This window comes from Streptomyces sp. NPDC001787 (assembly GCF_040297465.1).
In the GTDB taxonomy this organism is placed as follows: Bacteria; Actinomycetota; Actinomycetes; order Streptomycetales; family Streptomycetaceae; genus Streptomyces.
Map to the genome: position 1 here is coordinate 388,919 of NZ_JBEOZE010000003.1, position 26,398 is coordinate 415,316.

A 26,398-nucleotide genomic window follows, 5' to 3' on the forward strand; every position below is an offset into this window, starting at 1 on the left:
GCTCGTTCCGCCGGCAAGACGAGGAGAGTGCGCCATGGTGTCCGCGGCCGACCGTGCGAACAACCCCGCGAGGACCAGCGTGTGGCTGGATCAACGGGACACCTCGCGCGCCCGCAGGGCCGACTCCCCGGCGGGCCTGGACCGGGACAAGATCACCGCGGCGACCATCCGGCTGCTGGACGCCGAGGGCCTGGCCAAGTTCTCCATGCGCAGGCTCGCCGCCGAACTGGACGTCACCGCGATGTCCCTCTACTGGTACGTCGACACCAAGGACGACCTGCTGGAGCTGGCCATGGACCTGGTCTACGCCGAGATCGGGCGCCCGCGCGAGGACGGCGACTGGCGCGACCGGCTGCGCGAGCTGGCACGCAGCTACCGCGAGCTGATCGTCCGCCACATCTGGCTTTCCCCGCTGGCGGGTCACTTCCTCAACATCGGCCCGCACGCCATGCTCTTCTCGTACGCCGTCCAGGACGTCATCCGGGCCACCGGCCTGCCCCTCAAGCACCAGTCCGGCGCGCTGTCGGCCGTCTTCCAGTTCGTCCACGGATTCGGCACCATCGAGGGCCACTTCGTCGAGCGGGCCAAGAGTGCGGGGCTCACCGAGGACGACTACTACCAGCAGGCCATGGGCACTGTCCGGGCCCAGCCGAATCTGAGGAAGATCGTCACCAACTCGCAGGATCTGATGGACGCCCGCGGCGGCGACACGGTCGCGGACATGCGCGAGCTGGACTACGCGTTCGCGATGGACATGCTGATCGCGGGCATCGAGGCGATGCGCGACCGCGACCGTGCCGAGGCGGGCGCGGGCACAGACACGGGCGCGGGCACGGGCACAGACACGGGCACGGACGTGGCGGTGGATGACGTGGCGGTGGACACGGCCGCGGACGCGGCGACGACATCCCCGTAACCTCCCCGCCCAAAGGCCCTACTCAGTACCCCCGGCCCACGTCCACGGCCAGACGGGGTACGCGGCCCTCGCGGACGTCGCTCCAGCAGGTGCCGAAGTCCGTGGTCACGTCCTCGTCGGCGGTGATCCCCGCGGAGTGCGAGGTGATCACCGTACGGGGCAGCCGCCAGCACCGGTCCCCGGGCGCGGCCGGCTCCTCGGGCAGCACATCGAGCACCGCCCGCCGCACCGAACCGTCCCGCAGCGCGGCCTCCAGCGCGCCCATGTCCACCGTCGCGCCCCGGCCCACATTGACGAAGGTGGCCCCCCGCACGGCCGCGAACCGGTTCGCTCCGAAGAATCCCTCCGTCGCCCTGGTCAGCGGCAGGGCGGACACCACCCACCGCGCGGTGGCGAGTGCGCCGGTGTCCTCGCCGGCCCCGATCACCCGGTCGAAACCCGGCGGCGGGACGGCACGCGCGGCACGGGCCACGCCCACCGTCCGGATTCCGCAGCCGCGCAGCAGCCCGGCGACGGCCGCACCGATCCTTCCGGTCCCATAGATCAGGGCCGTCCGCCCGGCGACGAGTTCGGACGGCAGACGACGCCACTCGGCCCGCGCGTGCTGCGCCGCGAACTCGGGCACGGACTGGCACTCGGCGAGCACCCAGGCCAGCACGTACTGGGCGATCCGCTCGCCCATCCGCCCGACGGTCCGGGTCAGCAGTGCCCCGGCGGGCCAGGGGCCGGCGGCGAGCAGCGCGTCCGTCCCCGCGTTGACGCTGTGGAACCACACCAGACGTCCGGTGCGCCAGGCGTCCGGCAGCGAGGCGCCGACACAGAGATGGGGGCCGTCCGGCGGGGCACTGCCCATTGGTTCCGCGCGGCGCCCGGTGATCCGTTCCACCTCGCGTACCAGGGAGGCGTCCAGGGACGGCGCGGTGAACAGCCGGGCCCGCGCGAGCAGGTCCGGATCCGGGATGTCACCAGGAGGAACAGCCACGGGAGCGTCAGTTTCCCGGGGCGAGACGGGCGGGGAATCCGCCGGTGGCGATCGGGCTCCAGCGCTCCGGGGTGACCCGGATGATCGACTTCCCCTGCTTCACCATCGCCGCCCGGTACTCGTCCCAGTCGGGGTGCTCACCGGAGATGTTCCGGAAGTACTCGACGAGCGGCTCGACCGAATCCGGTGAGTCGATCACCTCGGCCGAGCCGTCGATCTGCACCCATGGCCCGTTCCACTCGTCCGACAGGACGATCACGCTGACCCGCTCGTCCCGCTTCGCGTTGCGGGTCTTGGCCCGTTCGGGGTAGGTCGACATGACGATCCGGCCCGCGTCGTCGACGCCGCAGGTCAGCGGGGAGCCCTGGGGGCGGCCGTCGGACCGGGTGGTCAGCAGGACCGCCCGGTGCCTGGGCCGTACGAAGGCCAGCAACTCGTCGAGTTCCACGGCGGTGTTGGTCGCGATGTCGGGTGCGGGTGCCATGGAGCCAACCCTACGGTGGCGGTCCTCACGGCGCCGGTCCCCGCGACGGTGGTCTTCCACGGCGCCGGTCCCCCCACGGAGGCAATCCCCCGTGACGTGGTCCCCACGGAGGCGGTCCCCGGCGACGCGGGACCGCCTCCCGTCGTGGCGGCGTTCTACGACGGCAGGGCCTCGCCCTGTACGGCCTGGATGTCCAGCTCCACGCGCAGTGTCGTTCCGATCGCCGAGATGCCCGCCTGCACCACCTGGTTGTAGTTCATGGCGAAGTCGTCGCGGCGCAGCTCGGCCGTGGCGTGGAAGGCCGCGCGTACCCCGCCCCACGGGTCGGGGCCGGTGCCCAGGTAGCTGAGGTCCAGGTCGATGGCCCGCACGACACCGTGCATCGACAGTTCGCCGTGCACGGTCCAGCGGTCGGGTCCCGCCGGGGACAGCCCGCTGGAGCGGTAGGTGATCTCCGGGAACCGGTCCACGTCCAGGAAGTCGGGCGAGCGCAGGTGCTTGTCCCGCATGCCGTTGCCCGTCTCGATGCTGGCCGCGCCGATGACGGCGTCCACCCGGGACCGGGAGATGTCCTCGGCGATCTCGATCCGGCCGCCGAACTCGGTGAACCGGCCGTGCACGCTGGAGATCCCCAGGTGCTGGGCCACCGCGGCCACCGAGCAGTGCGCCGGGTCCAGCGACCAGGCGCCCGGCGGCGGAAGCTCCACGCCGCCCTGCCGGGCCAGCACGATCTGCCCGCCGGAGATCACGCCACTGGCCGTGACGAGTGCGGTGGAGGCGGCGGGGGCGTACCCGACCGCGGTGACGATCACCGTGTACGCGCCGGCCGGCAGGGTGCCGTCGGTACGGACGGCACCGTTCTCGTCGGCGGCGGCCCGCAGCACCTGGGTGCCGGTCATGTCGGTGACCGTGACGACCGCGTGCTGGACCGCCCAGCCGTCCCGCGTCCGTACCTGTGCGCGAAGTGCCATCCCGTTTTCTCTCCTTGCTTCTTGACCCGGTGGGTCAATGAGTCGGGCCCCGGGGCGGGGGCGGCAGGCCGTCCCCTGCCTGCCGTCCCCACCGCCGGGGCCCATTTCCACCGGCCGGGACAGCCTCTCCGCTGGGAGTGCCGTACCGCCAGGGGTCTTGTCACCCGGGATACCTCCGATCCCGGGGTAGCTCCGATCCCGGGGTACCCGCGTCGCCGCGGGCTACCGGTTCACTCGCCGGGGTGGGCGAGCTCGATGTCGTGGCCGTCGACCCCGTGACCGGCCACGGTCAGCGAGCCGGCCACCGGCGGGTAGCCGGTCGCGATGACCGAGTACTCGCCCGCGTCCAGGTCGGTGAAGGCGTACGCCCCGTCCTGGCCGGTCGTCGAGGTGGCGACCACGTTGCCCGCCGCGTCGATCAGCGTGACCCGTGCGTCGGGCAGCGGGGCCCGCGCGGCACCGGCCCGTACGACACCCTGGACCAGCGCACCGGCCCGGAGGGCGGCGTCGACCCGGGTGACGCCCTGGCCGCCGATCTCCACCGGCAGGGCGAGCGGGCGGAAGCCCGCGGCGTTGACCGCGACGGTCACCGCACCGGGAACCAGCTCGCCGAACGCGAACTCGCCCGTCCCACCGGACGTGCCGGTGGCCAGCACGTCGCCGCGCACATCGGTCACGATGACCATGGCGCTCTCGACCGGCGTACCGGACTCGGCGGCCCTGACGGTTCCGGCGAGGCCGCTCGTACCGACCAGCAGGATGTCGAAGGCCAGCGGCTCCTCGCCGACGACCATGGTGGTCGCCTGCGGCTGGAAACCGTCGGCGGACGCGATCAGGACGTAGCTGCCGGAGCCCGGCGCGTCCAGGGTGTAGCCGCCGTCGGCGCGGGCGACGGAGCGGCCGAGCTGCCGGCCGCCCAGCGAGATCAGGGTGACGGCGGCGCGGGCGACGGGCGCGCCCTCGGCGCCGCGCACCACACCGTGCACCGGAAGGCCCTGAACGGTGGCCGTGGGAGCCTCGGGCGAACCCGCCGCCGACCCCGTACCGGCGAGGGGCGCCGGGGCCGGTGCCGCGGCCGAGGCCGTCACCGATGCCGGAGCCTCCGCCCCGACCAGGGCGTGGGCGGGGACCGGAGCCGGGGCGGACGACAGGGCGGGCACCGGCGCGGAGGACTGGGCCGTGGCCGGGACGTCGCTCGCGGCGCTCGTCTTCAGCGCGACCTCCTTGATGAAGATCGTCACGATGAAGGCGATGAGCGCGGCCGGAGCGGCGTAGAGGAAGACGTCGCCGACGCCGTGGCCGTACGCGGCCTCGACGACCGTGCGGATCGGGCCGGGCAGCGTGTCCAGGTCGGGGATGCCCCCGCCGCCGGTGCCGCCGTGGCCCATGGCGGCACCTTCGGGACCGAGGTCCGCGAGGCCGTCCTTGACGTAGTGGGTGACGCGGTTCGCCATGACGGCGCCGAGCGCCGAGACACCGATGGCACCACCGAGCGAACGGAAGAAGGTGACGACGGAGCTGGCCGCGCCGAGGTCGCTGGGGGCGACCTGGTTCTGTGTGGCGAGGACCAGGTTCTGCATCATCATGCCGATGCCGAGACCCATGACGAACATGTAGACCGCGATGTGCCAGTACTCGGTGTCGTACCGGATGGTGCCGAGCATCCCGAGACCGGCGGTGACCAGGAAGCCACCGCTGACCAGCCAGGCCTTCCAGCGGCCCGTCTTGGTGATGATCTGGCCCGAGACGGTCGAGGAGAGGAACAGACCCGCGATCATCGGGATCGTCATGACGCCGGACATCGTCGGCGACTTGCCGCGCGCCAGCTGGAAGTACTGGCTGAAGAAGACGGTGCCCGCGAACATCGCGATACCGACGAACAGCGAGGCCACCGAGGCCAGCGTGATCGTGCGGTTGCGGAAGAGGCGCAGCGGGATGATCGGCTCGCTGGCCTTGGACTCGATGAGCAGGAAGAGGCCGATGAGGACGACGGTGCCGCCGAGCATCGTGTACGTCTGCCAGGAGATCCAGTCGTACTTGTCGCCCGCGAAGGTCACCCAGAGCAGCAGCAGCGAGACGGCGGCGCTGATGAAGAACGCGCCCGACCAGTCGACCTTGACCTCGCGCTTGACGACCGGGAGCTTCAGGGTCTTCTGGAGCACGATCAGAGCGATGACCGCGAACGGCACACCCACGTAGAAGCACCAGCGCCAGCCCATCCAGCTGGTGTCGGTGATGACACCGCCGAGGAGCGGGCCGCCGACGGTGGCGACGGCGAAGACGGCGCCGAGGTAGCCGCTGTAGCGCCCGCGCTCACGCGGGGCGATCATCGCGGCCATCACGATCTGGGCGAGGGCGGAGAGGCCGCCGACGCCGATGCCCTGCACGACGCGGCAGGCGATGAGCATGCCGCTGCTGGTCGACATGCCGGCCACGACCGAGCCCGCGACGTAGATGACCAGGGATATCTGGACCAGCAGCTTCTTGCTGAACAGGTCGGAGAGCTTGCCCCACAGGGGGGTGGTGGCGGTCATGGCCAGGAGCGAGGCCGTGACGACCCAGGTGTATGCGCTCTGGCCGCCGCCGAGGTCGGAGATGATTTCCGGCAGGGCGTTGGAGACGACCGTCGACGACAGGATCGCGACGAACATGCCGAGCAGGAGCCCGGTCAGCGCTTCCATGATCTGCCGGTGTGTCATCGGCGTGCCGTCGGCGGCATCGGCGCCGCCGTGCTTGGCGTGGCCGCCCCGCACACCGGTTGGTGTGGTCGTAGCCATGGAGTTCCTTCTCTTTGCTTCTGTTACACAGGTGTACGGGTGTGCGCGTCGCCGGAGGGCCGGGTGCGGCAGTCACCGGTGTGTGTCCCGGGGGCGCATCCGCCGGAGCCGCGACAGGCGAAGCTGTCGCGCAGCCGGGCCAACAGCGAGTTGAGCTGTCCGACGTCTTCGTCGGACCAGTCCTGAAGATTGCGGGCGAACATTTCGGTGGTCCGCCGGGTCAGCTCGTCGAGCTGCTCGTTGCCGGCGGGGGTCAGCCGCAGGATGCGGGACCGCTTGTCCGCAGGGTCGTGAGACCGTTCGATCCAGCCGTGCTCTGCCACATGGGCGACATGACGACTGGTCACCGACATGTCCACGGCCAGCAGCTCGGCGAGTCTGCTGATGCGCATCTCGCCGTGCTGAGCCAGGAGCGCCAGCACGGCGGCGGAGCCACCGGGACACTCGGAGGGAAGAATTCGGGCGAGTCCGCGCTTGACGGCTCCGACGGCGCTGAGCTGCCGGGCCAGTTCCTCGTACTGGCTCCGCTTGGCCACGGGACCCCCAGACAGACTCACCGATATCTTGTTGCTTAGGGCAACCATAGATTCGTTGGTTGCCGCAGGCAAACGAAAATGGGCTTGCAGAAGTAAAGGAAGGCAAAAGCCTCCGTAGGGTCCCGGTCAAGGGTGGCGGCGCCTCCGCGGCGCACCCCGGGCGGGCTGTGTGCCGCGTCACGCCGACGCCGTACGGCCCTGCCGCGGAGGGCCCGGGTGCGGCCGGGGGCACCCTGCCGCGTACGTGAGCGGGAGGTGTCCTGCTGCACGTGGGTGGAGGCGCCCAGCCGTGCGCGAGCGGAGGCGTGCTGCTGTACGCCGGCGGAGGCACCCCGGTTCCGCGTGACCGGCGTCACTGGCGTCACTGGCATCACCAGTGGCGCGGGCGTCACCGGGGTCACTGGCGTCACCAGTGGCATGGGTGGCATGGGTGGCACGGGTGGCACGGGTGGCGCCGGCGTCACTCCTCCGTACATGCCGAGGAGGCGCCCCGGCCGGACGTTAAGGGGTGATGTGTACCTACGTGTCACCCTCCCTGTGGGCCCCGGGGGTTGGGCCGTACGTCCGAGTTCGCTAGGGTCCTGCCCCATGGCACACAACCCCCACGCCCCTCAGCAGGGCCCCGAGGGCAATCACGACCCGGCGGGCAGCACGCAGATGTTCCGCGCCTTTGTCGACGAGGGCGAGCCGCAGCGCCGGCAGCAGCCGGCGGCGACCTCGTCCGGGCCGAAGGCCGGGGTGATCGCGGCGGTCGTCGCGGTCGTCGTCGTCCTCGGCGCGGTCGCCTGGCTCGCGCTCAGCTGATCTTCCGCCGCCCGGCCGGTCCCGTACCGGGGCACCCGCGCGCACGCGGGTGTCTCACTTCCATACGGCGGTGACGTCCTGGGTCTCGACACGCATACCCAGGGGAACCCGCCAGGCGTCCACACAGACGGTGTACGTCTTCTTCCGCACCGCTCCCGCGTCGATCGGCGCGGGCAGCGGCTGCGTCGACTCGATCGTCGCCCAGTCGACCCCCAGCGCGCCGATGATGTGCGTGGCGAAGGTGACGGTGCCCGAGCGCGCCGGTGAGCCGCCGGTATTACGGAACTCCACGCTCACGTTCTCGCACCAGCGCTCGTCGGCCGGGGTGCGCTCGGGGGTGCCGATCCTCAGCACGGCCGGAGTGGGCGGAGTGGGTGTGCCGGGGGTGGTGGACGGCGCGCCGGGCGAGGTGCCGCCACCCGTACCGCCACCCGTGCCGCCACTTGCACTGCCCCCCGTGCCGCCGCCCGCCGGCGGCGTGGAACCGGGTGTTCCGCGCCCACCGGATGCCCCTGCGGGCGCGTCCGGACTTCCGGGACCGGTCGCTCCCCCCGAGCCGCCACCCGCCGTGCCCGTGCGGCCGGAGGGGCCGCTTCCGGTGCCCTCCGCGGTGCCCCCGGTGTTCCCGGTGCCCTTTCCGCCGCTCTTCGGCCCGCCGCCCCCGGCCTCGTCCAGCGGGATCAGCGTCACCCGCCCCGAAGGGGCCCCCGCGCCCTCGGGCGTTCTCTCGGGGCCTGCGGCGGCTCCCACGGCCGCGTAGCCGTCGCCGTCGCCCGTGCCGCCCGCGCAGGCGGCCAGGGTGCCGCCCAGACACAGCACGGCCGCCGAGGCGGCGATCACGGTGCCCCGGCGGCCGGTCGAGCCGATTGTCTGACGTCGCATCGCGTCAGTGTGGCTGACGGTCCGTCAATTCGGAACCCTTGTGCGCACTGCACCGGGTCAGTCGGCGATCAGCCCTTCCCTGAGCTGGGCGAGTGTGCGTGTGAGCAGCCGGGAGACGTGCATCTGCGAGATGCCGACCTCCTCGCCGATCTGCGACTGGGTCATGTTGGCGAAGAAGCGCAGCATGATGATCTGGCGTTCGCGCGGGGCGAGTTTGGCCAGCAGCGGCTTCAGGGACTCGCGGTACTCGACGCCTTCCAGCGCCGCGTCCTCGTACCCCAGGCGGTCGGCGAGCGAGCCCTCGCCGCCGTCGTCCTCGGGCGAGGGGGAGTCCAGCGAGGAGGCGGTGTACGCGTTGCCGACGGCCAGGCCGTCGACCACGTCCTCCTCGGAGACCCCGAGCGCCTTGGCCAGCTCCGGCACGGTCGGCGAGCGGTCGAGCTTCTGGGACAGCTCGTCGCTGGTCTTGGTGAGGGCGAGCCGCAGCTCCTGGAGGCGGCGGGGCACCCGTACCGACCAGGAGGTGTCGCGGAAGAACCGCTTGATCTCCCCGACGACGGTGGGCATCGCGAAGGTCGGGAACTCCACGCCCCGTTCGCAGTCGAACCGGTCGATCGCCTTGATCAGGCCGATCGTGCCGACCTGGACGATGTCCTCCATCGGCTCGTTGCGGCTCCGGAAGCGCGCCGCGGCGTACCGCACCAGTGGGAGGTTGAGCTCGATGAGTGTGTCCCGCACGTACGCCCGCTCCGGGCTGTCCGTTCCCTCGGGGCCCGGTGCGGGTCCCAGCGCGGCGAGCCGCAGGAACAGGGAGCGGGACAGAGTACGGGTGTCGATGGCTTCCGACGAGCTGGTGAGCACGGCGGGTGCCGACACGCTCTTCGTGAGCGTGAGCACCTTCGAGCTGCCCTGTTCTGCGGACATGCCACCCCCTTGAGGTCGCGGACGGTCGCGGTGACCGCGACCATCGGAGGAACGCAGCCTCCACCTGAATACCGGAGGCGAGGCTGCGGCAAACGCGGTTCCAGCAGAATGTCACATGTCGGCAACGCGCTGTAGTGACAAGTCGACAAGTCAGCGTCGTGTCTGCGCAGATAACAAGGGGTGTAGGGCTTTTACACCGTCAGAACCGCTTTCCCTACGGTCTACCCGATCCGACTACGCCTCGATCCTATTTGCGGATCGGAGTCGCGCGAAGCTTCTGGCCAGAAGTCTTGACACATGCATCTGCGACACGCCCAGCTCGGCACTGATCTGAGACTGGGTCAAGTTGCTGTAGTAGCGCAGCAGGAGGATGCGCTGCTCGCGTTCGGGCAGCTGGACGAGGAGGTGCCGTACGAGATCGCGGTGCTCGACGCCGGCCAGCGCGGGGTCCTCGTAACCTAGCCGGTCGAGGAGTCCGGGCAGCCCGTCGCCCTCCTGGGCGGCCTCCAGGGAGGTCGCGTGGTACGAGCGCCCCGCCTCGATGCAGGCCAGCACCTCGTCCTCGGAGATCTTCAGCCGTTCGGCGATCTCGCCCGTGGTGGGGGAGCGGCCGTGAGCGGTCGTCAGGTCCTCGGTGGCGCCGGTGACCTGGACCCAGAGTTCGTGGAGCCGGCGGGGGACGTGGACGGTCCTCACGTTGTCCCGGAAGTAACGTTTGATCTCGCCGACCACCGTGGGCATCGCGAAGGTCGGGAACTGGACACCGCGTTCCGGGTCGAACCGGTCGATGGCGTTGATCAGGCCGATGGTGCCGACCTGGACGACGTCCTCCATCGGCTCGTTGCGGCTCCGGAAGCGGGCGGCGGCGTACCGCACCAGCGGCAGGTTCGCCTCGATCAGCGCGGCGCGCACCCTGCGGTGTTCCGGAGTGCCCGGCTCCAGGTCCTTGAGCTGCCCGAAGAGCACCTGTGTGAGGGCCCTGGTGTCCGCGCCCCGGGTTCTGGCGGGCGGGGCGGTCGGATCGGGGGTCTCGGTCTGGATGTCCTCGTTCGGGACGTTCTGGGGAGGCACTTGAGGCGCTGTACTGGCCGGCACGGTGATGCCACCCCTTTGCGGTCAACTGCGGTCAACTCATCCGTCAAAAGCGGTCATAGCATCACAAGACATGTCCACTGTGTGCAAGCACCGCATACAGCCGTGTTGGGGGCAGTTTTGTTTTAAACACCAAGAAACCCCTCACCTGTGCGGTGAGGGGCTGCGGTACGGAGGGCCGGACGGTGCGTCAGAAGGGGTAGTCGGCGATCACCCAGGTGGCGAATTCACGCCATTGCCCGGCCGCTGCCTGATGGGCCGGGTGCTCGATGTAGCGCTTCAGGGCGTCCTCGTCGGCGACCGCGGAGTTGATGGCGAAGTCGTACGCGATCGGCCGGTCGGTGATGTTCCACGCGCACTCCCAGAACTCCAGCTCCGGAACCACCCCGTCGAGCTCCCGGAAGGCACGCTCCCCGGCGACCACCCGCGGATCGTCCCGCTCGACGCCGTCGTTCAGCTTGAACAGGACCAGGTGGCGGATCATCGGGTACTCCTACTTCACCAGCTCGGACATGAAGTCGCCGACGCCCTGGGCGGCGCTGGAAACGCCTTCGAACCCTACCTGGACGAGATCCGCGGCCCTGGCCGGGGACGTGATGATCGTGTACAGCACGAAGACCACCACTATGTAGAGCGCGATCTTCTTCGCTTGCACCACAGCCCCTGCCTCCCCTTCGATCCCGTGCGCAGTCGGGCGATTCTATCCGCACACGTGGCCGTATTCCGTGGTTGTTTCCGATCACTGATGCGCTCTTTAAGGACCTATGGCCCGGCTGTCGGGGTCTTTTGCCCGCCGGGGCGGCTCCCGGGGAGGGGCAGGATGGGTGACGAGCCCAGCGGATCTGGCAGGAATCCGAGGGGCTGGAACAGGACCTCTCTGTGGGGTCCACGCCGCGAGACTTCCCCCTGACTGCGGCGGGGACCAGTAGGGCCTGTTCTCATCGGGGGAAGCGGCTTGTCCCCCCGATGCCGCTTCCCCCGACCTAAATCTCCGGGCCCGGTTGTTCGGCAGTTCCGCGCGGCGCCGCATGGCCCGAGCGCCCGTACTCCGGTCCCGCGCAACCGCCCCGCCGCCCCTTCGCCGCCCCGAGCGCACCCCAGTCCCCGTAGATGTGGCCGCCCGGTTCGACGCGGACCGGCACCGACCTGAAGCGCGGGGACCCCGGGCGCGGGGGACTCCGGGCGCCGGGGCGTCGGCGTCCCGGTTCAGCGGCGCAGGACGGTCTCGCGCCGCATGTGTGACAGCTTCTCGGGGTTGCGCATGGCGTAGAGGCCGGTGATGAGGCCGTCGTCGATGCGTACCGACACGACGGTGTCGACCTCGCCGTCGATCCGGAGAACCAGCGCCGGGTAGCCATTGACCTGTACCGGCCGCAGCTCCGCCGCGGTGATCCTGCCCATGCCGGCGGCCAGCAGACGGGCGACCTTGTCGGCGCCCACGATGGGCCGCAGGACGGCCTGCTTGATCCCGCCGCCGTCACCCATGAGGACGACGTCGGGGGCGAGGAGGTCGAGGAGGCGTTGCAGGTCTCCCGTCTCGGTGGCTTGTTTGAAGGCGTCGAGGGCGGCTCGGGTTTCGGTGGGCGTGATGGTCGTGCGTGGCCGGCGTGCGGCGACGTGGGCGCGTGCGCGGTGGGCGATCTGCCGCACGGCGGCGGGGGTCTTGTCGACGGCTTCCGCGATCTCTTCGTATCCGAGGTCGAAGACCTCGCGCAGGACGAACACGGCGCGTTCGGTGGGTGCGAGTGTTTCGAGGACGAGGAGCATGGCCATCGAGACGCTGTCGGCGAGTTCGATGTCGTCGGCGACGTCGGGGGCGGTGAGCAGGGGCTCGGGGAGCCAGGAACCGACGTAGGACTCCTTGCGGCGGCTGAGGGTACGCAGCCGGGTGAGCGCCTGCCGGGTGGTGATCCGTACCAGGTACGCACGCGGCTCCCGCACCGTACCGAGGTCGACCCCCGCCCACCGCAGCCATGTCTCCTGCAACACGTCCTCCGCGTCAGCGGCCGAGCCGAGCATCTCGTAGGCAACGGTGAACAGCAGATTCCGATGAGCAACGAACACCTCTGTCGCCTCCGTCGCGGGATCCACGCTCTCGCTGTCGGCGAGTGCCCCGTACACGTGCTCCGCGCTCTCGCCGTTCTCCGCGCTTTCGCCGGCCTCCGCATGCTCGCTGTGCTCGCTCTTCACCGGCTGCTCCTGCCTGTTCACTCTCGACGGTGCCACGCGCACAAGACGCCGGGCACCGCCGTTCTGTGACACCCGGGAGCGGTGGCGCACGTCACACGACCGCCCCGTCACAGGGAGCGGGCGGCCGGCATCTCGTGTTCGTCCAGCGCAACACCACGAGTGAGGACGAGATCATGACCACCCGATTCAACCTTTTCGACAACCCGGTCGCCTCCAAGTTCGCCAAGCGGTTCGCCAACACCGGCCTCGTGATCCAGCAGTCGCCGCTGCCGGCGTCCACCCAGGAGCTGGTATCGCTGCGCGCCAGCCAGATCAACGGCTGCGGCTGGTGCATCGACATGCACACCAAGGAAGCCACGGCAGCCGGCGAAACCGCGGCCCGGCTCCACCTGGTCGCCGCCTGGCGCGAGTCCACCGTGTTCACCGAGGCCGAGCAGGCCGCCCTGGCCCTCGCCGAAGAAGGCACCCGCCTCGCCGACGCCGCCCAAGGCGTGTCCGACGAGACCTGGGCCCAGGTACGCAAGCACTACGACGACGACCAGCTCGCCGCCCTGATCGCCCTGATCGCCCTGATCAACGCCGCCAACCGACTCGCCGTGATCGTGCACCAGAAGGGCGGCTCCTACGAACCCGGCATGTTCGCCGCAGCATTCAACTGACCCCACGAGAGCCACCCGGCCGGGGCCCGCATGACCCCGGCCGGGCCACCTGCCCGCGGCCGGGGGGCCTGTCCCGGCCCCTGGCCCGCTCGGGCCCGGATCCGGCCGCAATGCCGCGGAGCGGAGAACCCCAAGAACACCACATACGCGGGGACCACAACGATGTCGTCTTCATCGAGACAACTCAGGTGGGACCAACCCCGCACGCGCGGGGACCACGCAGTCATGGCCGGGGATCTGGCTGGTGGTCAGGGACCAACCCCGCACGCGCGGGGACCACGCAGAGCCGCCCCAGCTACCGGCCACCGGCTCCAGGGCGCTCCGGGCCCGCCCCCGGCCGGTAGTCGCTCCCGGGCCCCCCGTCGGGACCAACCCCGCACGCGCGGGGACCACCCGGACCGGGGGCCTCCGATGCGGACGAGCAGGGGACCAACCCCGCACGCGCGGGGACCACCGATGTATGCGGGCTCTCCGGCCACGGGGTCAGGGACCAACCCCGCACGCGCGGGGACCACAAGGCCATAGAGCACTACGGCAGCGAAACGCTGGGACCAACCCCGCACGCGCGGAGACCACAGAACGGCTGGCATCCACACACCAACCTCCTGGGGACCAACCCCGCACGCGCGGGGACCACATGCGGGTTCCGCACCAGGCACACATGTGGACGGGACCAACCCCGCACGCGCGGGGACCACACTCCGGCGCAGTGGTCTGGCGGACCAGCGTCGGGACCAACCCCGCACGCGCGGGGACCACTCAACCGCCTTGATGACCGAGGAGCGGGCCGCGGGACCAACCCCGCACGCGCGGGGACCACTCGGCGTTGGTCATCTCGTCGTCGTCCATGTGGGGACCAACCCCGCACGCGCGGGGACCACCCCGGCGCCCTTTTCCAGGGCCATATCTCCGCCGGGACCAACCCCGCACGCGCGGGGACCACCGCGTGCCCGGCGCCGCCGAAATCTTGCGGTCGGGACCAACCCCGCACGCGCGGGGACCACGAGGAGCAGCCGCTCCGCGTGTCCCCCGCCGGGGGACCAACCCCGCACGCGCGGGGACCACCCACCGATGGTGGCGGGCATGCCGAGGGCCTGGGGACCAACCCCGCACGCGCGGGGACCACCTCGCCGCGGCGGACGCAGATGACCGTCTCACGGGACCAACCCCGCACGCGCGGGGACCACCAGACCCGGTCCACGATCGCCCGCAGCGCACTGGGACCAACCCCGCACGCGCGGGGACCACCGGCTGGGTCAACATCGGGAAGATCGTGAGCGGGGACCAACCCCGCACGCGCGGGGACCACTCACTGTCGGCGGACCGGAGCACCTTGCGGATGGGACCAACCCCGCACGCGCGGGGACCACGCAGAAGAAGCAGACCTGCCACGACTGTTGAAGGGACCAACCCCGCACGCGCGGGGACCACTGGTCTGACCTGGGCGGACGGGCGGTGTCCGATGGACCAACCCCGCACGCGCGGGGACCACCTCGTGTGACATGACGTGACGTCTGTCCTGCGGGGGACCAACCCCGCACGCGCGGGGACCACATACCCAGGATCCCGGCCCCGGCCGCCGTGCCGGGACCAACCCCGCACGCGCGGGGACCACTGTGAGAACCAGTGACTGACCAGCGGTTAGACGGGACCAACCCCGCACGCGCGGGGACCACCTCGCCCGGCTCATCGCCGCCGGCGCCCCCGTGGGACCAACCCCGCACGCGCGGGGACCACTGTCGATCTCCTGGACCCACATTGCATGCCAGGGGACCAACCCCGCACGCGCGGGGACCACACGCCAGCGCTGTGCTTAGTGCGTGGTTTCGCGGGACCAACCCCGCACGCGCGGGGACCACCCCGTTCGGCGTCGTGCTGCGCATGCCGCACCCGGGACCAACCCCGCACGCGCGGGGACCACTTTGGTCACCTGGTTGAGGTAGCCCCGGCGGCGGGACCAACCCCGCACGCGCGGGGACCACGGTGGCGGTGGCGGCCAGGGTCACGGTCTGCTGGGACCAACCCCGCACGCGCGGGGACCACGCCTTGCGCCACAGGGTGGAGTCGTAGTCGACGGGACCAACCCCGCACGCGCGGGGACCACAGACGCTGACCTGCAAGTTCAGGCAGCGGGGCGGCTGTTTTTGCTTACTTTCTTGGATTCCGGCATAGGGGCCCTTGCTTCTCATTTCGGGAGGTTCGAAGTGTCCTTCTCCCGTAGCACTACTCACCCACTCACCCACCCCCCTACCGCCCCCCGAACTTCCGCCGCTTCGACGCCTTGCTCCAGCCCTGGCGGGGCACGTCCGCCGGCTTCTTCGCGGTGCGAGGTGCGTTCGTGTTCGGGCGGCGGATCAGGGTGAGGCCCTCGTGGTCCGTGGGGTGCCAGGCGTGATCGTGGGTTTCGAACGCGTAACCCTGTTCCGTATTCGTCTGGTAGGCCAGCAGCGCGCGGCCCTGGCCCGCGTACTGGCGTACCTCGTTCCACAGGATTTCGCGGATGCGGGTCGTGGGGGCGCCCAGGAAGACGCCGGGCGAGATCTCCAGTAGCCAGCGGGTGAGGAAACCACGCAGGCCGACCGGGCAGTTGGTGAGGACGATGACGGTCACCAGAGGGGCTCGTCTCCGTAGTTGTGGCCGCTCTCGACGTGGAGGTCTCCGTCGGACTGGAGCGTGACGCGGTCCCGTGTCTCGCCCCCTGCCTCACGTGTGTCGCGTTTGCCGTCCCAGCCCAGCAGGTCCCTGATGTCCCTTACACAGCGGTCGAGGAGGCCGGTCCGGTTGATGCTGTCCCGGAGCATCCGGCGGGTCCGGGCCGCGATGTCGTCCTTTCCCTCGACTGCCGCGTCGAAGGCGGCGGGGATGGCGATCTCCGTCTTGTAGAAGTCGGCCACGTCCATGACGAACGAGCGCTCGTGCCCCGAGTGGACGAAGCCCAGGCCGGGCGAGCAGCCGAGGGCCACGACGACGGAGTGGGAGACCCCGTACATGCACTGAGCCGCTGCGGTGATGGCCTGGTTGGGGGCATCGCCCGCCGAGAAGTCGTCGCGGTGGTAGTCGCGTCGGCGCCACGGGACGCCGGTGCGCAGCGACTCCTGCCGGTAGCAGTCCTTCAGGCGCCGGCCCTCCGTTCTGAGGAGGTCCTGCCGGGTCTTTCCCGCTGTGTCCTCGCCCGGGAAGCGCAGGCGGTACATGGCGCGTGCCACGTTCAGCCGGGTGCGACGGTTCGCCCAGGCCATGGCCTGGGCCTCGATCAGGCCCGAGGAACGTGTCAGGGCCCGGCCGCCCGCGTAGTACCGCACCCCGTGCTCACCGACCCACGCCACGCCCGCGCCGCTGTCGCCGAGGAGGGCCATCGCCTGGTGGGTGACGCGGGTTCCCGGTCCGAGCAGGAGGGTGCCGATCGTGGCGGACGGGATGTGGGTGACGCCGTCCGCGTCCTCCGCCGTGATCGCGTTGGAGTCCCGGTGCACGGTGCACCGCTCCAGGTAGACGAACGAGAGCCGGTCGCCGACCCGCGTGAGTTCCCGGGGCGAGGAGGCGCCCCGGCGGCTGACGGTGCTCATGGCTTCCCCCGTACCGGTGCCAGCGTCATCAGACCGCAGCCGTACGCCTTGGCCTTGCCCAGGCCGTGGGTGAGCGTACGGCGGAAGCGCTCCGGGTCGGTGATGCGCAGGCGGCCGTCGAAGGTGACCTTGGTGATCTGTACGTCGTTGCGGCTCGGCTTGGCCGGGGCCCGGTGGAACTGGAGGGGGATCCGGTCACGGACGATCAGCTCGTACTCGTCGCCCTGCTCCAGGAGTTGGCGCTCCACCGGCTTCTGGACGATCTCGAAACCCGATGTCTCCTGCCGTTGGAGCAGCCACCGCGTCTGGTGCGGCGTGGTCCGGTGGGCGGCGCGTTTCGTGCGTTCGCCCTCCTTGAGGAACTGGTGGCGGATGTTGTGGACGGGGTTCGCCGTGAGCCTGAACCCCCAGGTGTCCCCGGCGCGGAGGGCCGTGAGGAACTGCTCGTACGCGAACGTCGTCCAGCCGGGTTCGTCCGAGGCGGGCCAGCCGGCCTGTTCGACCAGGTGCGTCAGATCGGGGCGGGTGGGACTGGTGATGTACAGAAGCGTCTCGGAGATTCCGTTCCGGTCCACCCGCCACAGCACCCGGGGGCCTGAGCCGTCCCGGGGCGGCGGGGTGGGGAAGGACATGTTCACCGCCCCGTGCAGGCGATGCGGCGAGCCGAGCAGTTGCCGGGCACCTGACCGGCCGGTGTTCACTCGGAAGCGGGTGAGGTACATCAGTCGGTCCTCGGTGTGACGGGCGGGAGCAGGGCGGTCGGCTCGTGGGGCGGTGGTGCGGCGGGCCGGGGGACGGTTCTGCTGCGGACGCCCCGCAGCGCGTACCGCCGGTTGCGGGGGTCGAAGCTCAGGGGCAGGTCGCGCAGTGTGATGTCCGGCTCCTGGTCGGGCGGGCAGTCCAGAAGGAGACCGAGCCCGTCCCCGGGGGCCTGGCGGGCTTCGGCCGACCGGCGCGAGGAATGGACGAGACGTTCCTTGTACCAGGCCGACGCCTCCCATTCCGCGGTTCTCAGGGCCTCTTCGAGGTCCGTGTTCAGCGGGGGCCCGATCGGGATCGGCTGTGAGGGAGGGCAGGATCTCCGCCCGAGATACGGCAGGAACACGGGGTCCAGCAGCGACTGGTGCAGCCGGTGCACCAAGCCGCTCTCTCCGCTCACACCCGCCACGAACACCGCGTCCGCGAGGTAGAAGCGTTGCGACAGCGGCATGGCCTTGTCCGTGTCGCCGTGGTGGGCGGTCTGGAAGTCACGCAGACGGGTGCCGGGCTGGTCGATCCGCACGCCGAACCCCAGCGTCGCGAGGTCGGTCAGGTCGGCATCCCGCCCACGCCCCTGGGCCGCTGCGAGCAGACCGATGACGCCGCTCTTCGTCGGCGCGTTCTCGGTCGTGCGGCGCGTGAAACGGGCCGCGGACCCCCAGGACTGAAGAGGACCCGCGAGCCGCAGCAGCAGCACGCTCATGCCCCGGTCTCCGCGGCGAGGGCCGGGTCCCCGCTCTGCCGGGCGGCCGGGACCTCCGGGGTCAGCCTGGCATCCACGGCTTCGCCCACAGCCGCCAGCAGTTCGGACAGGTTCACCTCGGTGCCGCCGAGCTTCGCGAGGGCGTCCGTCTCCTCGCCCACCCGGAGCACCCAGCTCTGCCCGCTGTCGGCGAGGCCGTAACTGTTCTCAAGCTTCGGTACGAAATCGGCGAGCCGTTCGCAGCTCTCCTGGAGGAAGCCGCCGGCCTCGCCCATGGTGACGGGCTTCTCGAAGGCCGCGACGTAACTGACCGGCCGCCGCGAGCGGACCTTGACGATCACCGCGGTCGGCAGGGTCTGGTTGGCGAAGGTGTTGATCTTCCCGGTCGGGAGGGAGGTGATGAAGCCTTCGAGGAACGCGGTGACCGCCCGCCGCGTGGGCTCCGTCGGCCGGGCCGAGTCATGCCCGGCACCCAGATTCTCCTGGAGCCGGTCGACATCGACCGCCGCGTACCGGTAGAGGGTGGCCGAGTTGAAGTCGATGGAGCCGATCATTCCGGCGCCGGTCTCGGCATCGGTGTTCTTGTCGTCCACCGCTGTGTAGTAGTCCGACTCGACCTCCACCGCGTGCACGCTCAACGCATGCGCGACCTGTGCTGCGGCGTCCACGCCCAGATCCGTCGAGTCCGCGACCATCCGGCCGAACAGCGCGATGTCCACCGAGTGTTCGGTACGGGCGAGCTGCTTGGCCCGCGCCTTGTTCTCCTTGACCGAGAAGAATTTCTTGAGCGCCTTGACGTCACCGCCCTTGCCGCCCTCGACCGCGATCCCGGCGAGAGTGTTGAACTGCCGGTCGCTCAGGAACATCAGATAGGTGGACTCGGCGGCGGGGTCGTCCACGTCCTTGTTGCCCTTGCGGTTGGGAACGACGGGCTTCGAACCGGTCGCCGTGAAGATTGTCTCCGCGGCCAGTGCCTGTGCGGCGGCCCGCGTCAGCGACGGGTCGAGCTCCTGGATGCGGTCGGCCAGGACCGCCACGACCTTCTTCGTCCGGACGCCGAGTTCGGAGGTGTCGAGCAGCTCGGCGAACGACTCGCGGGTGGCCCGCTTCCATGCCTGACTGGACACCCGCGAGCGTCGCACGCCTCCGTACGTCGCCGACTTCGGTGTCCCCGTGTCGTCGCGGTTCAGATTGCTCGGCGGGACGGTCTGAAGGATGTGGATGTCGAGAATCGTCCTGGTCACGCGTACTCAATTCCTCTTCGTAGACGTAGAAGGTGTTCCGGATGGCCGGGCAGGACCGGCCGAGGTCGTCGGACCGGGCAGGGCAAGACGGACTCCTGCTGACGCGAAGCAAAGCGACGCGACGCGAAGCGAAGCAATGCGACGCGAAGCAAAGCGACGTGACATGACACGACGCACCGTCACTCACCAGCGGCGTAGCCGCCGTATTCCTCGGACGCACCCAGCGACGGGTCGATCGCGTCACCACCATCCGCAGCGCCGCCCTTGCCGCGCGTCGCGCGAGGAGGGGCGGCCAGATGGAACTCGCGTCCCCATTCGCGCTGCACGGCCGCCCGGTCGGGCCGGTACTGCCAGCGGTGGAGCTGGCCGGCCAGCCGTCCGTAGTCGAGCGGGACCCGGGCGGTCCGCAGGAGCAGCACGATCTCCCTGAGCCGTACGGCGACGGACTCGACCGATTCGGCGGTGCCGACCCGGACCAGGCGCGTACGCAGGGGAGAGCCCTCCTCCTCGTCGCCCGAGTGGCCCCTCGACTCCGTCTTCAGCCGGATCAAGGCGCGGACCGCCCCGCCCAGGGGTCGCTCCTTGACGTGCATGCCGTGCTCGCGCCCCGACTGCTGATGCAACGCCCACAGGGTTGAGGCGAGGAAGACCGCGTGCTCGGCGTCCGTGCGGCGGGGGAAGTCCCGCCAGCCGGCCAGCAGTCCCGCCAGCTCCTCCAAGCCGCCGACTCCCCAGAGGTCCTGGACCTGGTGCGCCCGCTTGCCCGCCCCGCGCCGCAGCCGGGCCAGCTCCGCCACAGCCGCCGGGTTGTCATTGAGGTACAGAGGCTGAAGCCGTGCGATGTACGTGTCCGTCGCCCGCATGACCAGGGAATGCACCGACGGCGTCCCGGCCCGGCCGCTGCTGGTGGGGGAGGAGCCTTCGGCGGCTGCGCCGGTCGTCGTCGTGGTCATACGGTTCCGTCCAAGGGGCTTCGTCGGGCTGGGGCTGGGGGCTAGGAGGCCGGAGGAGCGGGCGGGTCCGGTGGAGGCTTCGGCAGCACCTGATTGATCCGGGTCCGGAACCACAGGTCCGCCCGCGAGCTGTCCATCCAGCGCTTGCCGACGTGGGGAAGCTCCACCACCCGCCCCTCCGCCGCGGCCCGCCCCGCCGTGTCGAGCAGCTGACGGCCGAGGTCCAGAACGATCCGGCGGGCGACGGCCTGCCACGCGACGCGTGCGGCTTCCGGGTCCTGTGCCGCCCCGAGCGCCGCCAGCCACCGCCGGTACGGTCCGTCCAGCGCCCCGAACCCCAGATCGCGGGCGGTGTCCGTATGCGGCCCCGGCTCCGAACCCGCCGCACGTGCCAGATTCCCGGCCAACTGCCCCAGGGCCGCCACGGCCCGCTCGGCGTCCGTCACCGCGTCGACCGCGGCCGCGGCGTACAGCGGGCGGTCCTGGTGGAGCAGGACGACCGGCAGGGTGACACCGTCGTCGACCACCTCGTCGACCACGGACTGCTGCGTCCCGTACACCGCACCGATGAGCCGCGTACGGATCAGCGACTGCTTCGGCAGGACGTCCTCACTGGTCAGCAGGGTCAGCCACCGCACCACCCCGGACGGCAGGCTCTGGTCCGTCCCCCTGCCCGTCGTATCGCTGTCCGACTTCCGCGCGCACAGCAGACTTGCCAGACCGCGCCAGGCGGCCCGGCTCGGATCGTGCTGTCGGGGCAGGTAGACCAGCGGGCGGCACAGCTTCTTCTCCTGTGCCCGGCTCCGCCGCCAGCCCGTCATGGGTTCCGCGTTCCATCGGTTGGCGTGGGCGAGCGGGTCGCCGTAGCCGAGGACGACCCCTGTGACGTCGCTGCCCTCGCCGTGGAGGAGCAGCCGCCGGGACTGCCAGGTGTAGAGGTCGCGCGGACCGGCGGGCCGGGGCACGGACGGGTCGTGCTCCAGCACGCCGGGGCCGGGCGGTGTCTCGCGACGCCAGACGGGCAGATCGGCCTTCCGGTCCGTCGTCAGGATGCCCTCGCCCGTCGGAATGAGGTTCAGCAGGAGCGTGTCGCGCAGCGTGGCGCCCTCCGCGAGGACGCCGCCGAGACCGCCCGCCCATCCCACGCCCTGCGGGTAGACCTTCCCGCCCTTGACCCGGTCGTCGCCCTCCATACCGGACTTGATGCCGGACGGGTCGTACGCGTGTGTGTGCACCAGCCAGCGTGCCGCTTCGGCGAGACCGAGCCGGTCCACACCCGGCCGGCGCATCGAGAAGAACACCTCTCCGTTCGGTACGTCGGCCACGATCCGGTTGAGCGAGGCGACCTCGTGCTTCTCCGTGTGCAACCCGGCGACCTGGAAGAACGGGCGCTCGGGGTGAAGAAGGTCGAAGCGCTCGCGGTACCGGTCGAGATACCCGGCGACGACGGAGAGCGAATCCTCCGCACGCCACAGCTCCTCCCAGTCCTCCAGCTCCGCCGGAGCACCTGCCGCGTTTCCCTCCGCCTCGTCGAGGGCGTCGTACAGGATCGCCAACAGCAGTCGCAGCAGGGCCAGTTCCTGGGTGGGCAGATCACCCACCAGGCGCCGGACGCCGCCCGCCTGTGCGAAGACCTCCAGGAGCGACAGTTCGGCGGTGGTTCCGTCCTTGCGCAGTACGGGCAGCCAGGGCCGGGAGACCAGATCGAAGGAGGGCGGCGCCATGGGGTCGAGTCCCTTTGCCTTGGGCGCGCCGACGGGGTTCACACGGAGTCCGTCGGCCGAGCTGTAGTGGAGTTCGAAGCCTGACAGGCGGGTCCGGCACTCCTCGTCGAGGACGAGCAGCAGTTCGCCGGCCAGCCAGGGGCACTCCTTCACCTGCCAGGCCGGAACGACCCATCGTTCAAGCTCCGCGATGGTCCTGTCGATTGCACCCGGATGGGTGAGCGGCCGAGGAAGCGTCAGCGCGCTCGCGGCCACCGCCTCGGCGGCCTGGAGGGTCGGAGGCGCGTGCTCCGGGAGGTCCAGTCCGCCGCGCCCGCCGTCGAGCCAGCCCACGGTGGTCAGCCGGCCGTCCTTGTGCCGCTGGATGACCAGCACCTCAAGGGTCTCCTCGCTGTCACGCACCTGCGCCCGCCCGGTGCGGCTGTCGTCGGCGTCCCCCGCGTTGCCGTCCAGCCAGCCGAATACGGGCCGCCCCGCCCTGCGTACCGGGCCGAGCCGGAACACATCCGCGCGCTCCTGTTTGCCGGCGAGCCGGGTCGCGTACGCCCGCCGGGCATCGGCCAGCACGGGCGCCCACCGGTCCGGGCCGACAGGCCGCTCGTCGTACGCGGCCTGGACCAGCGGACTGATGTGGTCCGGCAGCACCACCGGGGCTCCGTCGAGATGCGGCCCGAGCACGGCCAGCGCCCGGAGCAGCGTGTGCGTGCCCTGGTAGACGGCGAGCGAGCCGCCTACGGGTTCGGGCGGGTCGGCGCTCCAGTCCGCCACACCCGTCACCAGACAACGGGCCCGTACGAGCCGGGGCGGGCGGGTACGCGGGTGGCGGTGCAGCCGCCCCATGCGCTGGAGCATCAGGTCGACGGGGGCGAGGTCGGTGACCAGGAGGTCGAAGTCGATGTCCAGCGACTGTTCGACGACCTGGCTGGCCACGACGATGTGCGGCCCGGCGGGCCGGTCACCGCCGGGACCGAACCGCTCGCGCAGGTCAGTGTCCTTGCGCGCCCGGTCGGCCGCCAGGAACCGCGAGTGCGCCACGGTCACGGCGTCCGCGCCGAAGTGCGCGCGCAGATGCTCGGCCGCCTCCAGCACCCGGTCGACCGTGTTGCGTACGACCAGTGCGCACCCGCCGCCGCGGAGCTCGTCGGCCAGCCGCTCCACGAGCCGTGCGGGGTCGTCGTCGAGCCGTTCGAGAGTCACTTCGGTACGACGCCCCGCAGCCGCTTCGGGGCGCGCGGTCAGGACGGTCCCGCCGGGCGCGGCGGCGGTGAGCAGGGGGTAGGCGTCGTCGGGGAGGTTCAGGGCGTCGGCGAGTTCGCCCGTCTCCTCACCGGCGTACGCCGCGGCCAGTTCCCTGCGCCGCTTCGCCGGGAGCGTCGCTGAGAGCATCACGACGGGCACCCGGTAGGCCGCCAGCCACTCCAGTACGCGGTCGAGATAGGCGTTCATGTACGCGTCGTAGGCGTGGACCTCGTCGATGACGACGACCTTGCCCGCGACCGCCAGATGCCGCAGCGCCAGGTGCCGGCTCTTGAGCCCGGCGAAGAGCACCTGGTCGATGGTGCCGACGGCGAATGAGGCGAGCAGCGCCTTCTTCCGGCCGCGCAGCCACTGATGGGCGTGCAGCTCGGAGGGGTGGGACGGATCGGCGGCTCCGGCGCGGGACACGGCGGCGTCCGGAGCGTCCAGCTCGACGGCGGCGATCGTACGGTGACCGGCCCTCGTCATCCCGGACCAGACCTCGTTGAGGGCGGCCTTGGCGTGGGCGAGGACCACGGACCGGGGGCCGTCCGCAGGGAGCCGCGCGAGCCAGCTCAGCAGCCGCGGGAACATCGCGTCCCCGGTCGCCCGAGTCGGCAGGGCCACCAGACAGCCCCCGGCACCCGTTCTGGCCGCCAGGATCTCCGCCGCCGCGAAGGCCGCCTCGGTCTTGCCCTCGCCCATGGGCGCCTCGATGATCAGCAACCCGGCGGGAGGCATCTGCCGGGCCACCCGTACGGCTTCCTCCTGTACGGGCCTGACCCCGGCGCCGTCCGGCAGGTCGAACCGCTCCCGGAACAACTCGGCTGCCGTGCCGTCCGGTTGCTCGGCCGTCCACGGTCCGGGCAGATCGAGCCCGGCCCAGGCGGCGCCGAGCCGTCGGTCCTCGCCCACGGCCCCGAGCGGCGACCAGGAGGACGGCTCGTACGGGAACAGCTCGGACGCGCTGGCGATCCAGTCCGAGACGATCACGATCGCCGTGAGCACCACCTGCACGGGCTGGGGCAGCCGTACGGAGCCCCAGTCCGCGAACCGGTCCTCCACCCCGGCCCGCCGCGCGCATGCGTCCATCAGCTCGTACTGCACCGAGCGCCAGACATCCTCGCTGTCTCCCCGGGTGCGCAACAGCCGTGGGTGAAGGCCGAGATCATGGATCTGCTGATGATCCGGCGGCGTTCCGTGATGCCCACCCGCCACCACGGCGAACTGCCCGGAAGCCCGCCCACTCCACCCGAACCGCTCGCCCAGCCACTCCTGGAGGAGTAACTGCCCGGCCAGCCCGTGCGGGGCCATCCTGCGGTCCACGCCGAACTGCTTCTCGTACGGCATGTCGAGCCCGGCCTGCCGCATCCGGTCGGCGAGCCCGTCCACCTGGCAGGCGAAGGCCGGGGTGGCCTTCCCGATGTCATGGACACAGGCCAGATGGACGGCAACCTGCCGGGCATCGGCGGCCCCGCGCGGGAACACCTCCGCGACGAGCGCCTTCACATTCGCGGGCACCCACGCGTCCCAGAGCTTCCCGGCCACGGCGGCACTGTCCGCCATGTGCCGCCACAAGGGCAGCCACTGCTCGGTCTTCCGGTCGTGCTTGCCCCAGGCGGTCCGGGACGCTGCGGACAACTCGGCGTACGCGGTGGGGCATTCGGGAAGATCGCTGGGCATGGGGCTATTCGATAGGGCGTGGTGCGGGGTGGGGTGAGCTGTTCGAAAATGCGTGAGAACTGACCGAAGGCGACGTATTGGTCATCGCGGGCTTCGTGTGCAGGGCGGGAATTGACCGCCTGGGGGACTGCGATTGTTCGATCCGTCTCGTCTGTGTCTCTGTGTCTCTGTGTCTCCGTGCTGATGTGCTGGGTGTGTCGTGCTTGGGCCCCTGTTCGGGAGCACGGGGAGCGTGGCCCGCAGGCAGCGCCCGACGGCCGACGATGAGGGCTCGCCCGGCGGAAGCGAGCTCAGCGATTAGCACATGCCCCTGCCCCTGGGCGCTGGCGCAGCTCGTGCGGGAACTTGGCGGTGATTACGGGGACTCTGGATCCCGTACGAGAGATCGACCCCGCGTACGCGGGGACCACCACAGCATCCCGAGCTCCGTGTCCGGCCGGCAGGTACCAACCCCGCGTACGCGGGGACCACAAGGCGATGGCGGCCTGTGCGTACTTCCCGAGGGGACCAACCCCGCGTAAGCGGGGACCACTCGGTCTGAACATGGACACGGCGCTGTACTACGGGACCAACCCCGCGTACGCGGGGACCACCGGATCGTCGACGTCATCGCGGACGCCATGACGGGACCAACCCCGCGTACGCGGGGACTACGGTGACAGGTAGACCGCCGAGGTGGCAGTCAGGGGACCAACCCCGCGTACGCGGGGACCACCTCTCAGTGTCGAAGGGCTCGGAGGATCGGCCGGGACCAACCCCGCGTACGCGGGGACCACCTGTGCACCAACGTGGGGCGGCCGGAGCAGGCGGGACCAACCCCGCGTACGCGGGGACCACCCGTAGGTGCGTGGCCCGCACCTGGGCGCAGAGGGACCAACCCCGCGTACGCGGGGACCACTGCCGTCCCGGGTCTCGGGCGGGCCTTCCACCGGGGACCAACCCCGCGTACGCGGGGACCACGAGGGCACCGTCGTGGACACCGCCGGGCAGTGGCTGATGGTGTTGGGACCAACCCCGCGTACGCGGGGACCACCCGACCGTACTGCCGACCCGCTCGTCCAGGCCGGGACCAACCCCGCGTACGCGGGGACCACACAGGTACACGCCGGAGGAGCTGGGGGCGTCCGGGACCAACCCCGCGTACGCGGGGACCACTCGGCCTGGCGCCGCTCGAAGTGCGCCAGGCGGGGACCAACCCCGCGTACGCGGGGACCACATCCGCAGCTCGTCCAGGCTGATCTGGCGCATGGGACCAACCCCGCGTACGCGGGGACCACCAGGAACAGCTCCATGCCGCATTCGATGTTGCGGGA

The 26,398-nt window shown here is 71.0% G+C and carries 21 protein-coding genes and 2 CRISPR repeat arrays (1 of these 23 only partly in view); of the genes, 3 read left to right on the forward strand and 18 right to left on the reverse strand.

Going from position 1 to position 26,398, the window contains the following annotated elements:
• Positions 1 to 34: 34 nt before the first annotated feature.
• Positions 35 to 916: a TetR/AcrR family transcriptional regulator gene (locus ABT170_RS06705; protein ID WP_329944806.1), complete on the forward strand. Its 882-nt coding sequence runs from the start codon at positions 35 to 37 to the stop codon at positions 914 to 916.
• A 22-nt stretch (positions 917 to 938) separates the two neighbouring features.
• Here the strand turns inward: ABT170_RS06705 and ABT170_RS06710 are convergent, their stop codons facing one another.
• The 5 genes from ABT170_RS06710 to ABT170_RS06730 form a co-directional block, all read right to left on the reverse strand.
• Positions 939 to 1,898 carry an NAD(P)-dependent oxidoreductase gene (locus ABT170_RS06710; protein WP_351864578.1) on the reverse strand — a complete coding sequence of 320 codons (960 nt, stop codon included), beginning with the start codon at positions 1,896 to 1,898 and terminating at the stop codon, positions 939 to 941.
• 7 nt (positions 1,899 to 1,905) lie between these two features.
• The gene (locus tag ABT170_RS06715; protein WP_351864581.1) at positions 1,906 to 2,382 is read right to left on the reverse strand and encodes a PPOX class F420-dependent oxidoreductase; all 477 of its coding nucleotides are present in this window, start codon (positions 2,380 to 2,382) and stop codon (positions 1,906 to 1,908) included.
• 155 nt (positions 2,383 to 2,537) lie between these two features.
• Positions 2,538 to 3,353 (reverse strand): YceI family protein, encoded by an 816-nt coding sequence (locus tag ABT170_RS06720; RefSeq protein ID WP_329944809.1) that lies wholly within the window; start codon positions 3,351 to 3,353, stop codon positions 2,538 to 2,540.
• 230 nt (positions 3,354 to 3,583) lie between these two features.
• Complete coding sequence (locus ABT170_RS06725; RefSeq protein WP_502970485.1) at positions 3,584 to 6,052, reverse strand: MFS transporter; 2,469 nt, start codon at positions 6,050 to 6,052, stop codon at positions 3,584 to 3,586.
• Between the two features lie 101 nt (positions 6,053 to 6,153).
• Positions 6,154 to 6,666: a MarR family winged helix-turn-helix transcriptional regulator gene (locus tag ABT170_RS06730; RefSeq protein WP_329944811.1), complete on the reverse strand. Its 513-nt coding sequence runs from the start codon at positions 6,664 to 6,666 to the stop codon at positions 6,154 to 6,156.
• 588 nt (positions 6,667 to 7,254) lie between these two features.
• Between ABT170_RS06730 and ABT170_RS06735 the strand changes: the two genes are divergently transcribed.
• Positions 7,255 to 7,470 carry a hypothetical protein gene (locus ABT170_RS06735; RefSeq protein WP_329944812.1) on the forward strand — a complete coding sequence of 72 codons (216 nt, stop codon included), beginning with the start codon at positions 7,255 to 7,257 and terminating at the stop codon, positions 7,468 to 7,470.
• Between the two features lie 54 nt (positions 7,471 to 7,524).
• Here ABT170_RS06735 and ABT170_RS06740 read toward each other — a convergent pair whose 3' ends face one another.
• From ABT170_RS06740 to ABT170_RS06765, 6 genes are all read right to left on the reverse strand, one after another.
• Positions 7,525 to 8,352, reverse strand: a complete 828-nt coding sequence (locus tag ABT170_RS06740; RefSeq protein WP_351864588.1) for a hypothetical protein — start codon at positions 8,350 to 8,352, stop codon at positions 7,525 to 7,527.
• 57 nt (positions 8,353 to 8,409) lie between these two features.
• On the reverse strand, positions 8,410 to 9,276 hold the full coding sequence (locus ABT170_RS06745) for an RNA polymerase sigma factor SigF (protein WP_266922057.1): 867 nt from the start codon (positions 9,274 to 9,276) through the stop codon (positions 8,410 to 8,412).
• A gap of 234 nt (positions 9,277 to 9,510) precedes the next feature.
• A complete protein-coding gene (locus ABT170_RS06750; protein WP_266922056.1) occupies positions 9,511 to 10,371 on the reverse strand; it encodes an RNA polymerase sigma factor SigF in 861 nt (286 codons plus the stop codon).
• A gap of 187 nt (positions 10,372 to 10,558) precedes the next feature.
• Positions 10,559 to 10,852, reverse strand: a complete 294-nt coding sequence (locus tag ABT170_RS06755) for a Dabb family protein (protein ID WP_329944814.1) — start codon at positions 10,850 to 10,852, stop codon at positions 10,559 to 10,561.
• A gap of 9 nt (positions 10,853 to 10,861) precedes the next feature.
• Positions 10,862 to 11,026 (reverse strand): hypothetical protein, encoded by a 165-nt coding sequence (locus ABT170_RS06760; protein WP_266922054.1) that lies wholly within the window; start codon positions 11,024 to 11,026, stop codon positions 10,862 to 10,864.
• Between the two features lie 548 nt (positions 11,027 to 11,574).
• On the reverse strand, positions 11,575 to 12,489 hold the full coding sequence (locus ABT170_RS06765) for an RNA polymerase sigma-70 factor (protein WP_329944951.1): 915 nt from the start codon (positions 12,487 to 12,489) through the stop codon (positions 11,575 to 11,577).
• A gap of 242 nt (positions 12,490 to 12,731) precedes the next feature.
• Here ABT170_RS06765 and ABT170_RS06770 point away from each other — a divergent pair, with 242 nt between their 5' ends.
• Complete coding sequence (locus ABT170_RS06770) at positions 12,732 to 13,217, forward strand: carboxymuconolactone decarboxylase family protein (protein WP_329944815.1); 486 nt, start codon at positions 12,732 to 12,734, stop codon at positions 13,215 to 13,217.
• A gap of 364 nt (positions 13,218 to 13,581) precedes the next feature.
• A CRISPR array of direct repeats spans positions 13,582 to 15,321; the repeat unit is 29 nt; unit sequence GGGACCAACCCCGCACGCGCGGGGACCAC.
• Positions 15,322 to 15,464: 143 nt separating this feature from the next.
• Here the strand turns inward: ABT170_RS06770 and cas2e are convergent.
• The 7 genes from cas2e to casA form a co-directional block, all read right to left on the reverse strand.
• Positions 15,465 to 15,827: a type I-E CRISPR-associated endoribonuclease Cas2e gene (gene cas2e, locus ABT170_RS06775; protein WP_351864594.1), complete on the reverse strand. Its 363-nt coding sequence runs from the start codon at positions 15,825 to 15,827 to the stop codon at positions 15,465 to 15,467.
• Positions 15,824 to 16,783, reverse strand: a complete 960-nt coding sequence (gene cas1e / locus ABT170_RS06780; protein ID WP_351864597.1) for a type I-E CRISPR-associated endonuclease Cas1e — start codon at positions 16,781 to 16,783, stop codon at positions 15,824 to 15,826. The genes cas2e and cas1e overlap by 4 nt, the downstream gene beginning before the upstream one ends.
• Positions 16,780 to 17,505 (reverse strand): type I-E CRISPR-associated protein Cas6/Cse3/CasE, encoded by a 726-nt coding sequence (cas6e, locus tag ABT170_RS06785; RefSeq protein WP_329944818.1) that lies wholly within the window; start codon positions 17,503 to 17,505, stop codon positions 16,780 to 16,782. The genes cas1e and cas6e overlap by 4 nt, the downstream gene beginning before the upstream one ends.
• Positions 17,505 to 18,245 carry a type I-E CRISPR-associated protein Cas5/CasD gene (gene cas5e / locus ABT170_RS06790; RefSeq protein ID WP_351864600.1) on the reverse strand — a complete coding sequence of 247 codons (741 nt, stop codon included), beginning with the start codon at positions 18,243 to 18,245 and terminating at the stop codon, positions 17,505 to 17,507. The genes cas6e and cas5e overlap by 1 nt, the downstream gene beginning before the upstream one ends.
• A complete protein-coding gene (cas7e, locus tag ABT170_RS06795) occupies positions 18,242 to 19,489 on the reverse strand; it encodes a type I-E CRISPR-associated protein Cas7/Cse4/CasC (protein WP_351864603.1) in 1,248 nt (415 codons plus the stop codon). The genes cas5e and cas7e overlap by 4 nt, the downstream gene beginning before the upstream one ends.
• Positions 19,490 to 19,668: 179 nt before the next feature.
• Positions 19,669 to 20,442 carry a type I-E CRISPR-associated protein Cse2/CasB gene (casB, locus tag ABT170_RS06800; protein WP_351864605.1) on the reverse strand — a complete coding sequence of 258 codons (774 nt, stop codon included), beginning with the start codon at positions 20,440 to 20,442 and terminating at the stop codon, positions 19,669 to 19,671.
• Between the two features lie 41 nt (positions 20,443 to 20,483).
• Complete coding sequence (gene casA, locus ABT170_RS06805; protein ID WP_351864607.1) at positions 20,484 to 25,085, reverse strand: type I-E CRISPR-associated protein Cse1/CasA; 4,602 nt, start codon at positions 25,083 to 25,085, stop codon at positions 20,484 to 20,486.
• 381 nt (positions 25,086 to 25,466) lie between these two features.
• A CRISPR array of direct repeats spans positions 25,467 to 26,398; the repeat unit is 29 nt; unit sequence GGGACCAACCCCGCGTACGCGGGGACCAC; it runs 147 nt beyond the window's last position.

Excerpts from the sequence above, each read along its gene's own strand:
- ABT170_RS06705 (WP_329944806.1), top strand. The coding sequence starts at position 35 with ATGGTGTCCGCGGCCGACCGTGCGAACAACCCCGCGAGGACCAGCGTG.
- ABT170_RS06715 (WP_351864581.1), bottom strand. The coding sequence starts at position 2,382 with ATGGCACCCGCACCCGACATCGCGACCAACACCGCCGTGGAACTCGAC.
- ABT170_RS06720 (WP_329944809.1), bottom strand. The coding sequence starts at position 3,353 with ATGGCACTTCGCGCACAGGTACGGACGCGGGACGGCTGGGCGGTCCAG.
- ABT170_RS06725 (WP_502970485.1), bottom strand. The coding sequence starts at position 6,052 with ATGACACACCGGCAGATCATGGAAGCGCTGACCGGGCTCCTGCTCGGC.
- ABT170_RS06735 (WP_329944812.1), top strand. The coding sequence starts at position 7,255 with ATGGCACACAACCCCCACGCCCCTCAGCAGGGCCCCGAGGGCAATCAC.
- ABT170_RS06740 (WP_351864588.1), bottom strand. The coding sequence starts at position 8,352 with ATGCGACGTCAGACAATCGGCTCGACCGGCCGCCGGGGCACCGTGATC.
- ABT170_RS06745 (WP_266922057.1), bottom strand. The coding sequence starts at position 9,276 with ATGTCCGCAGAACAGGGCAGCTCGAAGGTGCTCACGCTCACGAAGAGC.
- ABT170_RS06755 (WP_329944814.1), bottom strand. The coding sequence starts at position 10,852 with ATGATCCGCCACCTGGTCCTGTTCAAGCTGAACGACGGCGTCGAGCGG.
- ABT170_RS06770 (WP_329944815.1), top strand. The coding sequence starts at position 12,732 with ATGACCACCCGATTCAACCTTTTCGACAACCCGGTCGCCTCCAAGTTC.
- cas1e (WP_351864597.1), bottom strand. The coding sequence starts at position 16,783 with ATGAGCACCGTCAGCCGCCGGGGCGCCTCCTCGCCCCGGGAACTCACG.
- cas6e (WP_329944818.1), bottom strand. The coding sequence starts at position 17,505 with ATGTACCTCACCCGCTTCCGAGTGAACACCGGCCGGTCAGGTGCCCGG.
- cas5e (WP_351864600.1), bottom strand. The coding sequence starts at position 18,245 with ATGAGCGTGCTGCTGCTGCGGCTCGCGGGTCCTCTTCAGTCCTGGGGG.
- casB (WP_351864605.1), bottom strand. The coding sequence starts at position 20,442 with ATGACCACGACGACGACCGGCGCAGCCGCCGAAGGCTCCTCCCCCACC.
- casA (WP_351864607.1), bottom strand. The coding sequence starts at position 25,085 with ATGCCCAGCGATCTTCCCGAATGCCCCACCGCGTACGCCGAGTTGTCC.